Source organism: Streptomyces sp. NPDC048718 (assembly GCF_043198875.1).
GTDB lineage: Bacteria > Actinomycetota > Actinomycetes > Streptomycetales > Streptomycetaceae > Streptomyces.
The window spans coordinates 89,142-108,866 of sequence record NZ_JBICVG010000003.1; the positions used below are offsets into that span (position 1 = coordinate 89,142).

Annotated in this window: 14 protein-coding genes; 3 read left to right on the top strand and 11 right to left on the bottom strand. The window is 74.1% G+C overall.

Annotated features, from left to right (window positions below; all coding sequences use genetic code 11):
- Nucleotides 1-52 precede the first annotated feature (52 nt).
- The 5 genes from ACGFRB_RS06060 to ACGFRB_RS06080 form a co-directional block, all read right to left on the bottom strand.
- Nucleotides 53-1,435: a carboxyl transferase domain-containing protein gene (locus ACGFRB_RS06060; RefSeq protein WP_393239658.1), complete on the bottom strand. Its 1,383-nt coding sequence runs from the start codon at nt 1,433-1,435 to the stop codon at nt 53-55.
- Complete coding sequence (locus tag ACGFRB_RS06065) at nt 1,428-3,041, bottom strand: AMP-binding protein (protein ID WP_393239661.1); 1,614 nt, start codon at nt 3,039-3,041, stop codon at nt 1,428-1,430. Before ACGFRB_RS06065 ends, ACGFRB_RS06060 begins: the two co-directional genes overlap by 8 nt.
- 48 nt (nt 3,042-3,089) lie before the next feature.
- Complete coding sequence (locus ACGFRB_RS06070; RefSeq protein ID WP_393240543.1) at nt 3,090-4,307, bottom strand: MFS transporter; 1,218 nt, start codon at nt 4,305-4,307, stop codon at nt 3,090-3,092.
- A gap of 174 nt (nt 4,308-4,481) precedes the next feature.
- Nucleotides 4,482-6,056, bottom strand: a complete 1,575-nt coding sequence (locus ACGFRB_RS06075; protein ID WP_393240546.1) for a GAF domain-containing protein — start codon at nt 6,054-6,056, stop codon at nt 4,482-4,484.
- 247 nt (nt 6,057-6,303) lie between these two features.
- Nucleotides 6,304-7,452, bottom strand: coding sequence for a rod shape-determining protein (locus ACGFRB_RS06080; RefSeq protein ID WP_393239664.1), 1,149 nt, complete (start codon nt 7,450-7,452; stop codon nt 6,304-6,306).
- 394 nt (nt 7,453-7,846) lie between these two features.
- Between ACGFRB_RS06080 and ACGFRB_RS06085 the strand changes: the two genes are divergently transcribed.
- A complete protein-coding gene (locus tag ACGFRB_RS06085) occupies nt 7,847-8,788 on the top strand; it encodes an EI24 domain-containing protein (protein ID WP_393239667.1) in 942 nt (313 codons plus the stop codon).
- A 55-nt stretch (nt 8,789-8,843) separates the two neighbouring features.
- On the opposite strand, the gene ACGFRB_RS06090 is transcribed toward ACGFRB_RS06085, so the two are convergent.
- From ACGFRB_RS06090 to ACGFRB_RS06100, 3 genes are all read right to left on the bottom strand, one after another.
- The gene (locus ACGFRB_RS06090) at nt 8,844-10,184 is read right to left on the bottom strand and encodes a PP2C family protein-serine/threonine phosphatase (RefSeq protein ID WP_393239670.1); all 1,341 of its coding nucleotides are present in this window, start codon (nt 10,182-10,184) and stop codon (nt 8,844-8,846) included.
- A 133-nt stretch (nt 10,185-10,317) separates the two neighbouring features.
- Nucleotides 10,318-11,070: a carbon-nitrogen hydrolase family protein gene (locus tag ACGFRB_RS06095; RefSeq protein ID WP_393239673.1), complete on the bottom strand. Its 753-nt coding sequence runs from the start codon at nt 11,068-11,070 to the stop codon at nt 10,318-10,320.
- Between the two features lie 1,329 nt (nt 11,071-12,399).
- Complete coding sequence (locus ACGFRB_RS06100; RefSeq protein ID WP_393239676.1) at nt 12,400-13,005, bottom strand: TetR/AcrR family transcriptional regulator; 606 nt, start codon at nt 13,003-13,005, stop codon at nt 12,400-12,402.
- A gap of 149 nt (nt 13,006-13,154) precedes the next feature.
- On the opposite strand from ACGFRB_RS06100, the gene ACGFRB_RS06105 reads away from it, so the two are divergent.
- Nucleotides 13,155-15,713 (top strand): glycoside hydrolase family 3 protein, encoded by a 2,559-nt coding sequence (locus ACGFRB_RS06105; protein WP_393239679.1) that lies wholly within the window; start codon nt 13,155-13,157, stop codon nt 15,711-15,713.
- Between the two features lie 82 nt (nt 15,714-15,795).
- Here ACGFRB_RS06105 and ACGFRB_RS06110 read toward each other — a convergent pair whose 3' ends face one another.
- Nucleotides 15,796-16,719, bottom strand: a complete 924-nt coding sequence (locus ACGFRB_RS06110) for an SGNH/GDSL hydrolase family protein (protein WP_393239682.1) — start codon at nt 16,717-16,719, stop codon at nt 15,796-15,798.
- Between the two features lie 273 nt (nt 16,720-16,992).
- On the opposite strand from ACGFRB_RS06110, the gene ACGFRB_RS06115 reads away from it, so the two are divergent.
- Nucleotides 16,993-17,487, top strand: coding sequence for a DUF3145 domain-containing protein (locus tag ACGFRB_RS06115; protein ID WP_363005336.1), 495 nt, complete (start codon nt 16,993-16,995; stop codon nt 17,485-17,487).
- 149 nt (nt 17,488-17,636) lie between these two features.
- On the opposite strand, the gene ACGFRB_RS06120 is transcribed toward ACGFRB_RS06115, so the two are convergent.
- Both ACGFRB_RS06120 and ACGFRB_RS06125 read right to left on the bottom strand, forming a co-directional pair.
- Nucleotides 17,637-18,149 carry a GNAT family N-acetyltransferase gene (locus tag ACGFRB_RS06120; RefSeq protein WP_393239686.1) on the bottom strand — a complete coding sequence of 171 codons (513 nt, stop codon included), beginning with the start codon at nt 18,147-18,149 and terminating at the stop codon, nt 17,637-17,639.
- A 273-nt stretch (nt 18,150-18,422) separates the two neighbouring features.
- On the bottom strand, nt 18,423-19,685 hold the full coding sequence (locus ACGFRB_RS06125; RefSeq protein WP_363005332.1) for a beta-ketoacyl-[acyl-carrier-protein] synthase family protein: 1,263 nt from the start codon (nt 19,683-19,685) through the stop codon (nt 18,423-18,425).
- Between the last annotated feature and the right edge of the window lie 40 nt (nt 19,686-19,725).

Consider the following 19,725-nt stretch of genomic DNA (forward strand, 5'->3'; position numbering starts at 1 on the left):
CGGGCCGGGCCGTACCGCACGGCACCTGACACCGGCCCGGCCCGGGGGCCGCTCAGCGGGAGACGGGGTCCACCCCCACCACCCCGCGCGCCACACCGAGTTCGACCAGGTCCTGAGGACGCAGCCGGAGCTGTCCGGCGGTCAAGGGGACCTGGTCGTCCGCGCGTTTGAGGATCCGGGCGGCCAACTCCGGGGCGATGACCGAGAAATAGCCGTCCGGGGTCACCCAGGTGGCGCCGGGCGCGGCGAGCGCGAGCGCCCCGCCCGAACCGCCCTCCCCGACCACCAGCGACGTCACCGGCACCCGGGCCCCGGCGATCGCCGCGAACACCTCCGCGATCGCCGGCCCCGCCCCCGCCCGCTCGGCGTCGGCGTCATTGGCCGCGCCGGGGGTGTCGATCAGCGTGAGCACCGGGATCCCCAGCCGGTCCGCGAGCCCCAACAGCCGGGCCACGGTGCGGAATCCGGCGGGCCGGGTCGCCCCGCCGTCCTGCGCCGCGTACGCCACGACCCGGCCCTCGCGCAGCCCGAAGCCGCACTCCACCCGGTCGTCCGCACCGCCCGCCCGGTCCCCGCGGATCGCCGCCCGCACCTCGAAGTACGCGTCGAGATACGCCCCGGCCCGCGGCCGGTCCGCCGCCCGCGCCCGCCGTACGGCCTCCCAGCCGGTGGCGGGCGGTGGCAGATCACGCAGCGCGTACGGCGGGGGAGCGGGCTCCGTGCCCCGGGCGGCGTCCGGCGCCAGCAGGCGCAGCCACAGCGCCAGCGTGTCGCGCAGCCGGGCCGGTGTGACGAGCGCGTCCACATGACCGTGCGCGTACTGTTCCTCCGCCGTGTACGCGGCGGGGTCGGCGTCCGGCGGGCGGACCCGGGACCCGGCGAACGCGACCTGCGCGCCGGGCAGCGCCAGGACGACGTCCGCGCCCGCGCCGAGGGTGGCCCAGCCGCCGCCGGTGGCCGGGTCGCGCAGCACGGCGACCTGGGGGACGCCCGCGGCGCGCAGCCGTACGGACGCGGCGGCGACCCGCTGGAGCTGGCCGAGCGCGATCATCCCTTCCTGCATCCGGCTGCCGCCCGTGGCGACCAACGACACGAGGGGGATGCGGAGTTCGGCCGCTGCAGCGTACGCGGCGACGAGCCGGTCGCCCGCCGCGCGGCCGAGCGAACCCCCGAGGAAACCGAACTCGAAGACGGCCAGGACGCAGGGCCGGCCGCCGACCTCCGCCGTCCCGCACAGGACCGACTCCTCCTCGCCGGTCCGCACGGCCGCGCGGGCGCGGGAGTCGCCGTAACCGGCCCAGGCGAGCGGCCCGTCGGCCGGGACCGCCTGCCCGGTCGGGCCCGCGCCCTCGTTTCCGGCGGCGGGCGGGGCGAGCGGGGTGAAGCCGTCCGCGACCAGGGCGATCACCTCCCGGGCCGTCATCCGCTCAGTCATGAAGCGACTCCTGGGCCTTGGGTGTATCGGGTGTATCGGGTGCCTTGGGCGTCTCGGGGGCGCCGGGGCGGCGGGTGCCGTGATGGTCGTTCGCCGGCGGCCCGGCCAGGGCCTTCTTCAGGATCTTGCCCATGTCGTTGCGCGGCAGCGCCGCCAGGAAACGGACCTCGCGCGGCCGTTTGTGCGGGGCGAGGAGCGCGGCGACATGCGCCGCGAGCGCGTCCGGGGCCGGCGGCCGGTCCGGGTCGGCCGGTACCACCCAGGCCACGATCCGCTCGCCCAGATCCGCGTCCGGCGCGCCGGTGACGGCGGCCTCGCGGACCTCCGGATGGTCGAGCAGCGCGTTCTCGATCTCGCCCGCGCCGATCTTGTAACCGCCGCTCTTGATGAGATCGGTGGCCCGGCGGCCGACCAGCCGCACGAACCCGTCGGGCTCGCGCACCGCCATGTCCCCGGTGCGGAACCAGCCGTCGCCCGTGAACGCCGCCGCCGTCGCGTCCGGGCGGTTCAGATACGCGCTGAACAGGTTCGGCCCGCGCACCTGTACCTCGCCGATCGTCTCCCCGTCGCAGCCGTCGAGGACCGTGCCGTCGTCCTCCGCCAGCCGCAGCCCGACCCCGCGCAGCGGCAGCCCCACCGACCCGGGGCGGGGGTCCGAACCCACCGGGACGGAGGTGTTCATGAGGGTCTCGGTCATGCCGTACCGCTCGATCACCGTCCGCCCCGTCGCCGCCGTGATCCGCTCGTGGTCGGGTACGGGCAGCGCGGCCGAGCCGGACACGAGCAGCCGCGCCCCGGCGAGCGCCCGGACCAGCGCCGGGTCGTGGGGGAGGGCCTCGGCGATCCGGTGGTACATGGTCGGCACGCCGAACAGCATCGTCCCGCCGCCGTCGCCCAGTTCCCGCACGACACCCTCGACGGAGAAGGCACCCAGGTGCCGCAGCCCGCCGCCGCGCCGCAGCGGGCCGAGGACGCCGAGGACCAGGCCGTGCACATGGAACAGCGGCAGCCCGTGCACCAGCACGTCGTCGCCGGTCCAGGCCCAGGCCTCGGCGAGCGCGTCGAGCGAGGCGGCGACGGCCCGGCGGGAGAGCACGACACCCTTGGGCGGGCCGGTGGTGCCGGAGGTGTAGACGACGAGGGCGGGGGCCTCGGCATCGGGCTCGACGCGCTCGGCGCGGGCCGGGCCCATCGGGACCTCCCTGGACTCCCCGGGCCCGGCGGAGGCCGCGCCCCCCGAGCCGCTCCCCGGTTCGACATCGATCCGGGGCACCCGCGCGAGCCCGTCCGGCAGCGCGTCCCCCGGCCCCGCGAGCACCGCGCCGGGCGTGCTGTCGCCGAGGATGTGCGCCAACTCCCGTTCTCCGGTACGAGGATTGAGCGGCACCACCGGTACCCCGGCGAGCAGCGCGGCCACCACCGCGACCGCCGTCGCGGGGGTCGGCGTCGCCCAGACGGCGACGCGCCCGGTGCCGGTGAGCCGAGCCGCCAAGGCATCCGCCGCCCGGGCCAGTTCCGCGTACGTCATCGTCGGCCCCGCGCCGAAGCGCAGGGCGGGCCGGCCGGCCGAGGCCGGGTCCGTCAGGGCCGGGAAGAGGGCGCTCATGACGCGCATTCTGCCCGCTCGCCGGGGCCCACGGCAGACCCCACCCGCTCAGGCGCGGGCCGCCGCGCCCCCGCCCTTACGTCCCCCGCCCCCTGTGCTTTTGCCGCCCCCACCTCCGGCCGTCGGCTCGCCCTCGGGCCGCAGGGTGCGCATCCGCCCGTACGCGTACACGCAGCCGGCCAGCGCCAGATCGGACAGGAGCATGAAGCCGATCGAGTACGAGCCCTTCGCGCTGTAGATCGCGCCCATCACCAGCGGCGGCACGAAGCCGCCGAGGCCGCCCATCGCGCCGACGATGCCGGTGACGCTGCCGACCTGGGCCTGTGGGGTGACCTGGGAGACCAGGGCGAAGACCGAGCCGCTGGTGGTGCCGAGCCCGGCGGCCATGATCAGCAGGGCGATCGTGCCGCCCGGATTCAGCGGCGGGTCGAAGGCCTGGACGATGGCGAGCAGAGCCACCGTCCCGAGCGCCAGGGCCGTCACGATCGCCGGGTGGATCCGGTCCGAGAACCAGCCGCCCAGCGGCCGGAAGACGACCGTGACCAGGGCGAACCCGGCGGCCTTCGTGCCCGCGTCGGTCTGGTCCAGCTCGTACCAGGTCTTCAGATACGTCGGCAGGTAGACGCCGAACGCGACGATGCCGCCGAACCCGATCGCGTACAGCGCCGACAGCTCCCAGGTGACCCGCAGCCGCCCGGCCCGCCCGAGCCGGGCGGCCAGGGACGCGGCGGGGACCGGCCGGTCGGGACGGTCGCTGATCAGCAGGACGGCGAGCAGGGCGTACGCGGCGAGCGCGCAGGCCACCACGATGAACGGCAGGTTCTCGCTGTGCTTGGCCATCCGGGGCGTGAAGTAGCCGGACAGTGCCACACCGCCCATGCCCATGCCGAAGACGCCGAGCGCGAGACCGCGTTTGGCGGGCGGGAACCAGGAGTTGACGAGCGGGATGCCGATGGCGAACGTGGTGCCGCCGAGGCCCAGCAGGAACGCCACGGCCAGCATAAGGCCGTAACTGTCCTTGACGAGGATCAGCAGCAGGACCGGGATGATCGTCAGTGCCGACACCAGCGGGAACATCAGCTTCGCGCCGTACCGGTCGGTGAGCGCCCCGACCGGGATCCGGCCGAGCGAGCCGACCAGCACCGGGATCGCGACGAGCAGTGACTGCTGGAACGAACTCAGCTTCAGCGTCTCGCCGAAGTGGGGGCCGAGCGGGGCGATCAGGGACCACGCCCAGAAGGTGAGCCCGAAGCCGATCGTGGCCATGACGAGGTTGCGATAGGCGGCGGCCGGGATCTGGGGTGCGGCGGCGGGCTTCGCCGGGGTGTCCGTGTCCACCTCACCAGTCAAGGCGGAGCGCCCGGCCGCGGCGCGTGGGACTGCTCCGTACGGGGGGCCACAGGCCCCTGCCCCGTACGCCCCTACGGGACCGCCCCGTCGTCACCCCTCCACCGGCGGCCAGGTCACCACGGCCGGCGGAACCCCGTCGTCCGTCACCCGCAGCCGCGGACCGCCCGCCCCCGGGCGGGCACTCACCTCGACCGTCACCGCGCCGACCCCGGGCCGCCGGTGTGCCGCGGCGAGCGCGCCCCGGAGCGCGGCGAGCAGCCGGTCGGCCGAGGCGTCGTCGGCGAGCGCGTCGACGGCGCCGGAGAAGTGCACGGACGGCTGGAAGCCGAGCAGCGCCGCCGCGCCGCCGGTCTCGCGCAGCACCCGGCCTCGGAAGGAGGCCGGGGCGTCGGCGGGCGGCTGCTGGAGCGCGAAGATCGTGGTGCGGACCTCCTGGACCGTCGAGTCCAACTCGTCGAGGGCCCGTTCGATCAGCGCGTGGTCGCCGGAGGCGGGAGTGGACCGGCGCTGGGTGGACTCCAGCATCATCACGGTGGCGAACAGCCGCTGGACGACCAGGTCGTGCAGATCGCGGGCGATCCGGTCGCGGTCCTGGTAGACGGCGAGCCGCTCGCGGTCGTGCTGGGCGTCGGCGAGCACCAGGGCGAGCGCGGCCTGGGAGGCGAACTGCGAGGCGAGCAGCCGGTCCGCCGCGGTGTACGGGCGCTCGCCGCGCCGCCGGGGCAGCGCGAGGGTGCCGATGAGCCGCCCGCCGCTGCGCAGCGGCAGCATCATCGACGGCCCGAACCGGCTCCGTACGGGAGTCGTCATCCGGGGATCGGTGGCCGAGTCGTCGATAAACACCGGTTTGCCGCCGAGGAGTTGGGCGAGTACGGCGGAGCCGGGCGCGATGGTGACACCGACCAGGTCGCCGGGGTCCCCGGCGGTGGAGGCGGCGACGATCTCCATGCCGCCCTCCTCGGTGGGCTGGAGCACCGCCCCGGCGGCGGCGTCGGCGAGCAGCCGGGCCTGTTCCGCGACGGCCCCCAGGGAGTCCTCGGCGGGGCGGCCGGAGAGCAGCGCGTTGGTCACGGCGGCGGCGCCCTCGATCCAGCGCTCGCGCTGCCGGGCGGTCTCGTAGCGGCGGGCGTTGGCGACGGCGGTGCCGGCCTGGGCGGCGAGGACCCGCAGCAGGGCAAGATCCCGCGGGGTGAAGGGGCCGGTGCGCTTGCCGGCGAGATGGAGATTGCCGAATGCCTCGGCGCCGACGCGAACGGGCACGCCCAGAAAGGAACCCGTCGCGGCGGTGTGGCCGGTCTCGGTGGCGGGGTCGGGGTCGGGGGTGGGATCGGGGGTGTCGGCGGTGGGATCGGGGGTCTCGGCGCCGGGTGCGGCGGCCGAACGGGTGCCGTCTCTTGGGGAGTCGGGCGGCGGTGGCCACTCCGAGTCGCCGAGGAGGGCGTCGAGCAGTCCGGTGCGATCACCGGGGACCCGGCCGACGCGCCGGCGCTGCTCCTCGGTGAGTCCACAGGTGAACAGGTCGGTGATATCCCGGCGTTCGGAACCGAGGACTCCAAGAGCTCCGTAACGGGCGCCGGTCAGCGCGGTCGCGGTGTCCACGATGTGCTGGAGGGTGGCGGACAGGCCGAGGTCGCTGCCGATGCCGAGGACGGCTTCGAGCAGCATCGGCAGCCGGGAGGCCTCGGGGGCGGGTTCGGGGCCGGGGTCGCATGCGGGTGGGGAGCCGGGGCCGTATCCCGTGTCGTGACCGGTTCCGAAAAGGGGATCGGGGCCGCGCGGGGGATCGGTGTCGCCGGAGCCTCCTCCCCGATCCCCGCCCGCATGTCCGTTCGCTCCCTTGTCCGTGATCGGCATGGGGCTCATTGTCGTACAAAATGCCGACACCCGAGCGGGGTATCGCACCCCGGGCGCGTCACTCCGTCGCGGTGGGCCGGTCGCCGGCCGACAGGTCCTCGGCGGCCCGGTCCAGGGCGTCGGGTTCGGCCGGCGGGCGGTCGTCCACGGCGAGACCGCGCAGCGGACGCCCCTCGGACAGCGGGGCGAGGGCCAGCGGCTGGACCCGCCCCTCCAGCATCGCGCCGAGACCGAGCACGGAGCACACGTCGGGCCGCTCCGCGATCTGCACCGGCATCCCGGTCGCCTCGCGCAGCATCTGATCGAGACCGGGCAGCAGGGCACTGCCGCCGACCATCATGATCCCCCGGTCGGCGAGGTCGGCGACCAGGTCGGGCGGGCAGTCCCGGAGCACCTTGCCGATGCCGTCGAGGACGGCGGTGAGCGGCGTCTGGATGGCCTGGCGGACGGCGGCGGTGTCCACGGTCACCGAGCGGGCCAGACCGGTCGCCACGTCACGGCCATGGATCTCGGTGTACGTCGGACCCTGGACGGTCAGGCCGTTGCCGTGCAGGGCCACCTGAAGCGGGCGGACCGACTGGCTCGGCAGCATCAGCTCGTGCTGATGGCGCAGATGCTGGATGACGGCATGGTCGATGGCGTCGCCACCGACCGGCATGCGTTCGGCCGTGACGATCGAGCCCAGCGACAGCACCGCGACCTGGGTGGTGGCCGCCCCGCACACCAGGATCATGGTCGCGGTGGGCTGCTCGACCGGCAGACCGCAGCCCACGGCCGCCGCGATCAGGGTGTCGACCAGCTCCACCCGGCGGGCGCCGAGGCCCACCAGGGTCTCCACGGCCGCGCGCTGGGCGAGCGGATCGCTGTCGTGCGGGGTGCACGCGGCGGCCCGCAGCCGGGGCTTGCGGCGCAGCTGGCGGCGGAGTTTGTCGCCGAGGAGATGCCGGAGCATGCGCTGGGCCATCTCGATGTCGACGACCGTGCCGCCGGAGACCGGGCGGACCACCCGGATGTAGTCGGGGGTGCGGCCGGTCATCTTCTCCGCCAGGGCGCCGACGGCGATCAGCGCGCCGGTACGGGTGTTCACGGCGGCGACGGACGGCTCGTCGACGACGAGCCCGGAGCCCTTCACGTAGACCCGGGTCCGGGCGGCGCCCAGGTCGACCGCGACATGGCAGCGGCGCAGTTGCTCGAGGCTGACGGTCACGGTGATCCTCCGGGGTGCGGGTGCGGGTGCGGGTGCGGGTGCGGGTGCGGGTGCGGGCGAGCGAGGGGGACGAGGGGGTGAGGGGTGCGGTCGCGGGCGGGGCGGACAAGGTGGGTGGGGGTGGGGAGACGCCGCGTACGGGGCGTGCCTCTCCTGGCATCGTCCTGCCGCTCCGGGCCCCGCGCGCGCCGGGCTGGGCCGCCCGGGGGTGCGGACGCACTGACGTCTCGTCAGGCCCGGAGGCGGGCTCCGGGGGCGGTGATCCACCCGGATCCGAGGGCCGAGTTCGCCTTCTGGCCTGCGAACCCGCACACTGGGGGAGGGCCGCACTCTGACCGACCAGGGTGCGGCCCTCTTTCCGGCCATGCCCTCGAATGGCCCTAGGGTGTGCGCCATGCGCGATATCGGGGCGGGATTCGGTTATCTCCTTCAGGGCCAGAAATGGGTGGCGGGCCACGGACGGTGGTTCGGCATCGGTCTGCTGCCCGGACTCGTCACCTTTGTTCTGTACGTCGGCGCGCTCGTCGGCCTCTTCTACGGCGCCGACGACCTGACGGCCTGGGCCACCCCCTTCGCCGACGGCTGGGGCTCGCCCTGGCAGGGGCTGCTGCGGGGCACGCTGACCTTCTTGGTGTTCGCGCTCGGCCTGTTCCTCGCCGTGATCACCTTCACCGCCGTGACGCTGCTGGTCGGCCAGCCCTTCTACGAGTCGCTGTCCGAGGCGGTGGACCGCGCCGAGGGCGGCGAGGCGCCCGAGTCCGGGCGGTCGCTGACGCGGGAGCTGTGGATCTCGGCCCGGGACAGCGTGCGCGTGCTCGTCCGGGTGGTGCTGTACGGCGTCCTGCTCTTCGCCGCCGGGTTCCTCCCGGTCGTCGGGCAGACCGTGGTCCCCGCGATCGGCTTCTGCGTCTCCGGCTTCTTCCTCACCGAGGAACTGACGGCGGTCGCGCTCCAGCGCCGGGACATCGACTTCAAGGAGCGCCTCGGCCTGCTGCGGGGCCGCCGGTCCCTCGCCCTCGGCTTCGGCGTCCCCCTCACCCTTCTCTTCCTCGTCCCCTTCGTCGCCGTCCTGCTGATGCCGGGCGCGGTCGCCGGCGCCACCCTGATGGCCCGGGACCTCAACGGCGAGAACGCGGCGGAGCGGGAGCGGGAGCAGGGGCAGGGACAGGGGCAGGCCGGGACTCAGGCCGGGGGCGGGGAGGGGTACGGGGGCGCCGTGGGGCACCCCGTACACCAGCAGCCGCAGCCGTACCCGCCGCACCAGCCGTCGCAGGTGCCGCCACAGCCGCAGGCGCAGCAGCAGATGTACCGGCAGCCCGGCCCGTACTCCTCCTGACCCCGGCCCCGGCCCCGGCCCTGATCCTGGCCCTGGCCCCGGCCGCGCCCCCCGCTCACAGACCGATGACGATGAGCGCCGTGTCGTCCGTCGCCCCGCCCACCGGCAGCATGTCGAGCAGCAGCGCGTCGGCGAGCGTCTCGGGGGCGGAGGTGCGGTGGCGGCGCAGGGCCTCGGCGAGCCGGTCGAGGCCGGCGTCGATGTCCTCGTGGCGCCGCTCGATCAGCCCGTCCGTGTAGAGCACCAGCGTGCCGCCCGGGGTGAACGCTGCCTCCGCCTGCGGCCGGGTGCCGTGCCGCAGATACGCGCCGAGCGGCGGGTCCGTGGCCCGGTCCAGGAACTCCACCGTCCCGTCCGTGTGCACCAGGACCGGCGGCGGATGCCCGGCGCTGCTGTACGTGATGACCTTGCGCTCGAAGTCGATCCAGGTCTCGACGGCCGTGGAGTTCTCCGCGCCCTCGACGGACCGGGCGTACAGGTCGAGCACGTCCAGGGCCTTCGCGGGCCCGGACGCCACCCGGGAGGCGGCGCTGAGCGCGCTGCGCAACTGCCCCATCACCCCGGCCGCCGCCAGCCCGTGCCCGACGACGTCGCCGACGGCCACCCCGATCCGGTCGCCGCGCCCGCTGCCCGGGCCCGTGCCCGCGCCGCTTCCGTCGGCCGTCCGCTTGCTCCCCTGGCCCCCGGCGTTGCCCGTGTCCGCCGTACCGATCCCGTCGCCGCCCCCGCCGCCGTCGAGGGTGACCAGGTCGTACCAGTCGCCGCACACGTTCAGCGCGCCGATCGCCGGCCGGTAGCGCACCGCCGCCCGGTGCGGCCCGATCGGGCCCGGCGCGGGCAGCATCGCCTCCTGGAGCGCGATCGCCACCTCCCGCTCGCGGGCGTGCGCCGCCCGTAGCTGCTCGTTGACCTCTTGCAGCTCGCGCGCCCGGGCGTACAGCTCGGCCTCCAGGACCCGGGTGCGGCCCCGGACCGGCCCGCCCCGGGCGCGGATCAGCTCGGTGATCTCCTCCGCCCGCAGCACCACCAGCTCGACGGTGCCGTCCGGGCCGAACACCGGGGCGTTGACGGGACTCCAGTAACGCTCCTCCCACTCCCCGGGCCGCTCGGCCGACTCGACGTCGTAACGCTGCGGCGCCATGATGTCGCGCTCACCGGTCTCCACGACCCGGCGGAGGGAGGAAGCCAGCGTCCGCACGCCGTTCTGATGCGGATCGTTCGGGCTGACGGGGAACGAGTCGTACAGGCTGCGGCCGATCGTCCGCTCCCGGTCGCGGCCCGCGATCCGCAGGAACTCGTCGTTGGCGTCGACGTACACGAGATCCGGGGTGAGTACCGCGACCATGCCGGGCAGCGCCCGGAACACGCTCGCGTAGTCGATCGGCTTGTCGGTCATCCGTCCCTGCTCCGCCCGCCGCTGCCGGCCCCCGGTCACCGTCCCCGGCACCAGGGTGCGCCGGGGACGGCCGGTTCACATCCCGGCGGGGTGCGGGGGAGTTACGGGGCCGAGTTACGGGGCCGGGCTCCGCTCAGCGGTCCTCGGTGGCCTCCGGGCCTTCCGGGGTGCCTTCCGGGATGTCGACGAGTACGTAGCCCGCCGCGTCGGGCCCGGCGTCCGCGAGCCGCTCCCCGTCGGGGCCCCAGGCGCCGGCGAGGCCGGCACCGATACCGGCCTCGCTGGTGCCGAGGGCGTTGCCGAGCACGGCGTACAGGCCGAAGTCGCGGGACCGCGCCGGGTAGACGTTCTCGAAGGAGTCGTTGCCGATTTCGAGGACGGAGCTCGACAGATACACCCGGCAGCCGTCGGCGGCGGCGCGCTCGGCCAGGGCGGGGAAGCGGTTGTCGTAGCAGGTGGCGGTGGCGTACCGGACGCCGTCGAGCGTGAACCGGCCGTCGGCCGTGCCCGGGGCGAACACCTCGGCCTCGATGCCGTACAGATGCTGCTTGTCGTAGCGGGTGAGGAGGCCGCCGTCGGGTCCGATCACCAGGGTGGTGACCGCGACGCGGCCGTCGTCCGTCCGCACCGGCCCGCCGACGACGGCGGCGGCGGATACCGCGCGGCAGGCCTCCCGTATGGGGGCGAGACGCGGGTCGTCCTCGGTGAGGATCAGGGCGGGGGTGTCGCGGATCAGGGTCGGGACGTAGCCGGTCAGGCACAGCTCGGCGAAGACGACGACCCGGGCCCCCTCGGCCCCGGCGGAGCGGACGAGTCCGGCGACGGTACGGGCGTTGGCGGCGATGTCCCCGGCGACCGGGGCGAACTGGGTGGCTGCGACGATCATGAAGGGCATCCTCGCACTGGGGTGGGGGCGGGGGTGTTTGGGTGCGGAGGTGGGCGAGAGCAGGTTCTACGGGTGGGCGTGTCTGGTGGGTTCGGGTGGTGGCCCGCCCTCTTTTTCGAGTGTGGCCCCCTTCGCCGGGCCCTCAAGGGCGCTCCCTTCGGTCGCGTCGCTGCGCGATGGGCTGCGCCCACCCTTGACCGCCCGGCTGCGGGGACCTTTTTACACTCGGAGGGCGGGCCCGGGGAAAGGGTCCACGCGGCAGCTTCCTTTGTGCGGGCCGTCGTGGGCGAGTGGCGGGCCGGTGGCGGGGTGGGGCCCGGGTATCGCTCCGGTGGTTCCGTTGTCCGTCCGCCGGTGGGGTGGGGCCCGGCTTGCGGCCGGGGTGGGCGGGACGGTGCCCGCCGGCTCGGGGTGCGCAGCAGTGGAGTGGGGCGGCCCGGGCCGTCTCGGCGGCCGGCCGCCGTCGTGTGGCGGGGATTCATGCCCCGCTGGTCACCCCCGGTGGGTGGCGACGGGGGAAACCTCGCTCGCGCGGTGGCCGATCTTGCCTGGATCGCCTCTGGAGTCACAGGAGTTCACGCCCGCCCCCAGCGGGAGCGGAGTATCGCATTCCACCCCGGGTAGCGCGAGTAAGTGCGCTCGCGAGCGTCCGGGGGTGCCTCTGTCATCACAGGAGTTCACTCCGGTCCCATTTCCGGCGGGGATTTCGACTTACGTCGAGCGGGCGGCGAAGTGGGTAAAATCCGGGGTCTGTTGACGGGAAGCCGCAGGTCGGCTCCTGTGATCCCCGCGCACGCGGGGGTGGCCCCATGGTCGTGGTTTCCAGGAACCACGGCTCGGCGTGATCCCCGTGCATGCGGGGTAATGCCCGTGCGGGCGCTTGTCGGTTCTTCAGTCCACCGGCAGTGATCAGCGGGGCATGAATCCCAGCCCGCCGACGGCGGTCATTCGCTGAGCCGTGCCGGGCCGCCCCATTGCACTGCCGCGCACCCCGGGCCAGCGGGAACGGTCCCACCGGCCCGGGCCGCAAGCCGAGCCCCACCCCACCGGCGGACCGGCAACGGCGCCACCGGAGCGATACCCGGGCCCCACCCCGCCACCGGCCCGCCACCCGCCCACGGCGGCCAGCGGACAAGACAGCCCCGCGTGGACCTTTCCCCTGGGCCGCCCTCCGAGAGTGTTTTTCGCGCCTGGAAGCGCCGGGTCAAGGGCGGAGCGAAGCGGAGTCGCGCAAGCGACGCGACGAAGGAGCGCCCTTGACGCGGCGCTGGAAGGCGCGACTCTCGGAAGGAGGGCGGACACCACGTCACACCCCACCAGCACCTCGCGCTATGACACGCCCCGCCCACCCCCTGCGGGCCGCGCCCCCACTCTCCCCTCCCTCAGTAGCGCCACGAAGTCCCGGAACGCCATCGGCATGTCCACCGACTCCGGGTCGAGCAGCCACTGGTACTGCAACCCGTCCATCACCGCCGTGAGCAGCGGCGCCGCCCGCTCCGGCGTCAGTCCGCCCGGGAGTTCGTCGCCGAACTCGGCGCGCAGCACCGCGGCCATGGTGGCGCGCGCGTGCGCGTAGCGTTCCGTGAAGAAGGCGCGGGCCGGGTGGTCCTCCGTGACGCTCTCGCCCAACAGCGCGGAGAAGGTCTGCACGATCCCCGGCCGCATCGCGTTGTACTCGACCAGCGACTCCAGCAGATCGAGCCGCCACTGTTCCCTGCCCGGACCACCGCCCGTGTCCCAGCGGTCGCGCTCCTCCAGGACGGCGACGAGTAGCGTTTCCTTGGTCGGGAAGTAGTGCAGGAGACCCTGCTGCGTGAGGCCGACCCGTTCGGCGACGGCGCTCAGCGAGGCACCCCGGTAGCCGCGTTCGGCGATCACTTCGAGGGCGGCGCGGACGATCTCCGCCCGCCGTTCCTCGTTCCTGGCCCGGGTCATCGTCCCGCCCCCCGTCTCGCGTCTCACGCCGTATCAGAGACAGGACCGTACGTCATACGTAAGGTAACGAACAGGCAACGTCACCTACCGCCCTACAGGGCATGGGCTGATGGGCCGCACCAGCACACTTCGACGAGGAGGGGCACGGTATGCGGGAGACACGGGAGACGACGCGGAAGGCACAGGGGACTCCAGGGGTGCCGGAGGTGACGGAAACGGCGGCCGACCCCGACACCGCCCGCGAGCGCGCCGTCAACGCCGCCCTCGCCGCCCTCGATCTCGACGTCAAGACGCGGCTGCTCGCCGGCCGTGACATGTGGTCGCTGCCCGCGCTGCCCGAGATCGGCCTCGCCCCGCTCGTGATGTCCGACGGCCCCGTCGGCGTACGCGGAGTCCGCTGGACCGCCGACGATCCGTCCGTCGCCCTGCCGTCCCCCACCGCCCTCGCCGCCACCTGGGACCCCGCCCTCGCCCGCCGGGCCGGCCGGCTGCTCGCCCAGGAGGCCCGCCGCAAGGGCGTCCACGTCCTGCTCGCCCCCACCGTCAATCTGCACCGCTCCCCGCTGGGCGGCCGTCACTTCGAGGCGTACAGCGAGGACCCGTACCTCACCGGCGCCCTCGCCACCGGCTACGTCCAGGGCGTCCAGGACGGCGGCGTCGGCACCACCGTCAAGCACTTCGTCGCCAACGACGCCGAGACCGACCGCTTCACCGTCGACAACCGGGTCGCCGCCCGCCCGCTGCGCGAGCTCTACCTCGCCCCCTTCGAAGCCGTCGTCGAAAACGCCCACCCCTGGGGCATCATGACGGCCTACAACCAGGTCAACGGCACGACGATGACCGAACACCGCTACCTCGTCCAGGACGTCCTGCGCGGCGAATGGGGCTTCGACGGCGTCAACGTCTCCGACTGGATGGCCGCCCGCGCCACCAAGGCCGCCCTCGAAGGCGGACTCGACCTCGCCATGCCCGGCCCGCAGACCGTGTACGGCCCGGCGCTCGCCGCCGCCGTCCGGGCCGGCGAGGTCGCGGAGAGCGCCGTCGACGCCGCCGTACGCAACGTGCTCCGGCTCGCCGCCCGCGTCGGCGCCCTCGACGGCGCCCCGCCCGTCGTCACCACCCCGCCCGCGCCGATCGACGGCGACGCCCTCGCCCGCGAGATCGCCCACCGGGGCTTCGTCCTCCTCCGCAACGAGTCCCACGTCCTGCCCCTCGGCACCGGCCCCCTCCCCAGCACCGACAGCACCGACGGCACCGACGGCACCGACGGCAACACCACCCCCACCGTCGCGCTCTCCGGCGCCGCCGCCCGCGACGCCCGCGTCCTCGGCGGCGGCTCCGCGCAGGTCTTCCCCGACCACGTCGTCTCCCCGTACGACGGGCTCGCCGCCGCCCTCCCCGCCGGCGCGCTCTCCTTCTCCCTCGGCGCCGACCCCACCGAGGAACTCGCTCCCGCCCGCCAGGGCTTCACCCTGCGCGCGGTGTGCCGCGACGCCTCCGGCACCGTCCTCGGTACGGGCTCACTGCCCACCGGCCAGGTCCAGTGGATGGGCGCCGACCTCCCCGCCGGCGTCACCCACGACACCCTCGCCTCCGTCGAGATCACCGGCACCTTCACCCCGCGCGAGAGCGGCCCGCACGCCTTCGGCACCCGAGGTCTCGGCGGCTTCGTCCTCACCGTCGACGGACAGGTCCTCTTCGACGGCACCCAGGGCCCCGGCACCGAGACCGACCCCTTCGAGGCGTTCTTCGGCGCGCCCATCGAACGCGGCACCGCCGAACTGACCGCCGGACGGACCGTCGAGGTGTCGCTGCGGCACACCCCCGCCCCGGAGTTCGCGCCCCCGCTGCCCGCCGTCGTCTTCTCCCTCGTCCATCTCCCGCCGCGCCGCGACCCCGACGAACTGATCGCCGAGGCCGCCGAGGCCGCGCGCGGCGCGGGTGCAGCCGTCGTGGTCGTCGCCACCACCGAGCGCGTCGAGTCCGAGGGCTTCGACCGCACCGGCCTCGCCCTGCCCGGCCGCCAGGACGACCTCGTCCGCGCCGTCGCCGCCGCCAACCCGCGCACCGTGGTCGTCGTCAACGCCGGCTCCCCGGTCGAGATGCCCTGGCGCGACGAGGTCGCCGCGATCCTGCTGACCTGGTTCCCCGGCCAGGAGGGCGGCGCGGCCCTCGCCGACGTCCTCACCGGCGCCGCCGAACCCGGCGGCCGGCTCCCCACCACCTGGCCGGCCACCCTCGCCGACGCCCCCGTCACCGAGGTCACCCCCACCGACGGCACGCTCGACTACACCGAGGGCGTGTTCATCGGCTACCGCGCCTGGGACCGGGCCGGCGCCGTCCCCGCGTACCCCTTCGGACACGGCCTCGGCTACACCACCTGGTCGTACGACTCCCTCGTCGCCACCCCGGACTCCGCCCACGTGCGGCTCACCAACACCGGCACCCGGCCCGGCCGCGAGGTCGTCCAGATCTACCTCGTACCCGTCCACGACCCGGCCGAGCGCCCGGCGCGCTGGCTCGCCGGCTTCGCGAGCGTGACGGCGGACGTGGGCGAGAGCGTCGAGGTCACCGTCGAACTGCCGCGCCGCGCCTTCGAGATCTGGGACGAGAAGGAAGGCGGCTGGACCCGCGTCGACGGTACCTACCGGGTGGTGGCCGCGCACTCGCTCGACGACCCGCGCCTCGGCGCGACCCTGGACCTCTGACCGGCCCGCCGGCCTCGGCCCCCACCCCGCTCCGCGGCCCGAGCCCGGCGGTCCTGGTGCGACCCCGGGCAGTCACGGCCGGCTACGGCGCGGTGATCCGCCGGTACGCGAGTTCCGCGAGCCGCGCCTGGCCGTCCCGGCTGGGGTGGAAGAAGTCCCACGGGCTCAGCTGGGCCTGCTCGAAGGGGAACGCGAAGACGGCCCCGTCGTCGTACCGGCAGCGTTCGTCCTTCGCGCACACCTCCTTCAGTACGCGGTTGTACGCCACCACGCGCTCCCGCACCGCCGTCCGGCGCTCCTCGGCCGCCGCGCCCAGGTCCTGCGGGTCCTTCAGCATCGAGCCGCATATGCCAAGCTGCCACACCTGACGAGCCATCGGGCTGACCCGTCCGGTCGACCACAGCCGCTTCAGATCCGGCACGCTCGCCACGTACACCTGGGACTTCGGCGCCTTGGCCCGCAGCCGGCCGAGGGCGGTCGTGAAGGAGGTACGGAAGTCGTCGACCGGGGTCATCTGCTCCACCCGGTCCCGGCAGGCGTCGTTCGCGCCCATCATGACGGTCACCAGCTCCGGCCGTTCGGCCGCCGCCGTGTCCATCTGCTCCGGAAGCTCGGCCATCAGCGCCCCGGTGCGGGCCAGGTTCCAGCTGTGGCCGGCCACCCGCTCGGGGCCGAGGAGCCGCAGGGCGAGCGAGTTCACGTCCGCCTCGCCGCCGGTAGCCCACGACACGTCGGGGCAGTCCGCCAGGACCGAGCAGGCGTCGAAGGCACGGGTGACGGAGTCGCCGACGGCGGCGACCGAGCCGGGGGAGGTGTTCCATACGGGCTTCGCCGGCGCGGCCGGACGGCCCGCTCCGGCCCCCGCCCCGCCCCCTGAGCGCGCCCCGCCTCCGCTTCCGTCACCGTCACCGGAGCCGGCCGCCGAGCAGCCGGCCGCGGTCCCCGCGCAGAGCAGGGCCGCCGCCGTGGCGGCGACAGCCGTGCGGAAACGATGTCGCCCGCGCATCCGCGAACCTCCTTCGCGGTCCATCCGCGTCCTGGCGAGTGAAAGCTTCGTGTCCACCCGTCCCCGCCCGACCGTACGCCCTCCCCTGGCGGGCCGGGCACGGTAGCTTGGGCCCGTCGAACCAGGGGAACCCGCCACCGATTCGGTTCCGGTAAATTACATCACGTCACATGCTGTCCCCTTTTTGGGGGTTTGCGGATACCCATTCTCGTGATGATGTGTACTGAGGCCGCTGGCAAAGGCCGCCCCCTTGTCCCCACACTGGAGGTCCCGGTGACGACACGTGGAGTCCTGTACGTTCATTCCGCACCGCGCGCGCTCTGCCCGCACGTCGAATGGGCGGTCGCGGGCGTCCTCGGTGCGAGGGTCCAGCTGGACTGGGTCCGCCAGCCCGCGTCACCAGGGATGTGGCGAGCCGAATTCTCCTGGCAGGGCCAGACCGGCACCGCCTCCAAGCTCGCCTCCGCGCTGCGCGGCTGGCAGATGCTCCGCTTCGAGGTCACCGCGGAGCCCTGCGCCGCCGCCGAGGGCGAGCGCTACAGCGCCACCCCCGAACTCGGCATCTTCCACGCCGTCACCGGCATCCACGGGGACATCCTGATTCCCGAGGACCGACTGCGCGCCGCCCTCGCCCGCGCGGCCGGGGGCGAGACGGTCCTGGAGACCGAGATCGCCCGGCTGCTCGGCAAGCCCTGGGACGACGAGCTGGAACCCTTCCGCTACGCGGGCGAGGGCGCCCCGGTCCGCTGGCTGCACCAGGTCGTCTAGCGGGTGTCCTGTCGCGCCCGCCGGGGAACGCCCCCGGGGAGCCCCGGCCGGAGCGACAGGACACCCGTCACGGCAAGGGCAAGGGCACTGGCAAGAGCACTGGCATGGGGGTACGGGGCTTACGGGCCCCGGGTACGGGGAACTGGGGCTCAGCGCACCAGCTCGTCGGCCAGAAGGTCCATCAGAAGCCCGTCGTGCCAGGTCCCGTTCGCCTCGCGCTCGTACTGCCGCATGACGCCGACCGGCCGGAAGCCGACCTTCGCGTAGCAGCGGATCGCCGCCATGTTGCCGGCCGCCGGGTCGATGGTCAGCCGGTGGTGGCCGTGGTCGTCGACGAGATGGGCGGCCAGGGTCCGTACGGTGTCCGTGCCCACGCCCTTGCCGTGCACCGCCGGATCGAGGAACACGTCCATGCCGGCGTGCCGGTACTCGGTCGACTCATCGGCGTGCCACTGGATCTGCCCGACGATCCGTTCCTCGTACTCGACGGTCAGACAGTGCACCGCGGGGTCGTCGAGGGTGGCCGAGACATCCGCCGCGAGATCGTCCCCGCCCTGCCACCACTGCCACACCTCGGGTGTCGCCCGGATGGCGGCGAGGGCGGGCACGTCCTCGCGGACGCTGGGACGAAGGGTCACGAGGGCACCATGTAAAACGGTCATGGCCCGGACCCTACGCGGCCGAAGTGCCCGCGCGGGGGGCCGTTCGGCCCTCTCGGCCTGTACCCGCCCGACCGGCCCAGTCTTGGCATATGCCGGAACGCACACCCGCCCCGACACGCATATGCCAAAGGCCCCGCCGGGACATCCCGGCAGGGCCTTGAGGCATATGCGTCCGACGTCCGGTCAGACCATGACGTCCGGTCAGACCGTGATGAGCGATCGGACCGTGATGAACGATCGGACCGTGATGAACGATCGGACCGCGGCGAGCGGTCAGACCGAACGGAAGGCCAGAACCACGTTGTGGCCGCCGAAGCCGAACGAGTTGTTGACCGCGGCGATCGTGCCCTCGGGCAGCGCGCGCGGCTCGTCGCGCACGATGTCGGCGTCGACCTCCGGGTCCAGGTCGTCGACGTTGATCGTCGCCGGGGCCGTCCGGTGGTGCAGCGCGAGAACGGTCGCGACCGTCTCGACGCCACCCGCGCCGCCCAGCAGGTGGCCGGTCATCGACTTGGTGGCGGAGATCGCGACATGGTCCAGGTCGTCGCCCAGGACCAGACGCAGCGCCTTGATCTCGGCGACGTCGCCCAGCGGCGTCGACGTGGCGTGCGCGTTGAGGTGGACGATCTCGGACGGCTTCAGGTCCGTGGAGTCCAGCAGGTTGCGCATGGCGGCGGCGATGCCCCGGCCGGTCGGCTCGGGCTGCGCGATGTGGTGGCTGTCGGCCGACAGACCCTGGCCCACGGCCTCGCAGTAGATCTTCGCGCCGCGCGCCTTCGCGTGCTCCTCGGACTCCAGCACGATCACACCGGCGCCCTCGCCGAGGACGAAGCCGTCCCGGGCCTTGTCGTACGGGCGCGACGCCTTCTCGGGCTCGTCGTTGTTCTTGGACATCGCCATCATGTTGGCGAAGGCCACCACCGGCAGCGGGTGGATCGCGGCCTCGGTGCCGCCGGCCACGACCACGTCGGCCCGGCCGGTACGGATCATCTCGATGGCGTAGCCGATCGCCTCGGCGCCCGACGCGCACGCCGAGACCGGGGTGTGCACGCCCGCCCGGGCGTTCACCTCCAGACCCACGTTGGCGGAGGGGCCGTTCGGCATCAGCATCGGCACGGTGTGCGGGGAGACCCGGCGCGCACCGGAGTTCTTCAGTACGTCGTACTGGTCGAGCAGGGTGATGACACCGCCGATACCGGAGGCGATGACGGAACCGAGCCGCTCGGGGTCGACCTTCGCGTCCTCGCCGGCCGGGCCGGTGTAGCCGGCGTCGGCCCAGGCCTCACGGGCCGCGATCAGCGCGAACTGCGCCGAGCGGTCCAGCTTGCGGGCCAGCGGGCGGGGCAGGACCTCGGAGGGCTCCACCGCGGCGGGCGCGGCGATACGGACGGGCAGCTCCGCGAAGCGCTCGTCCGTCAGGGCGGCGGCGCCGGAACGTCCGGCGATCAGCCCCTCCCAGGTGGAGGCGGAATCGCCACCCAGCGGAGTGGTTGCGCCGATACCGGTAACGACCACGGTGCGATTGGTCGAGCTCACAGGAATCGTTCTCCATGTGTGTGATGGTCGGAAAACGGCG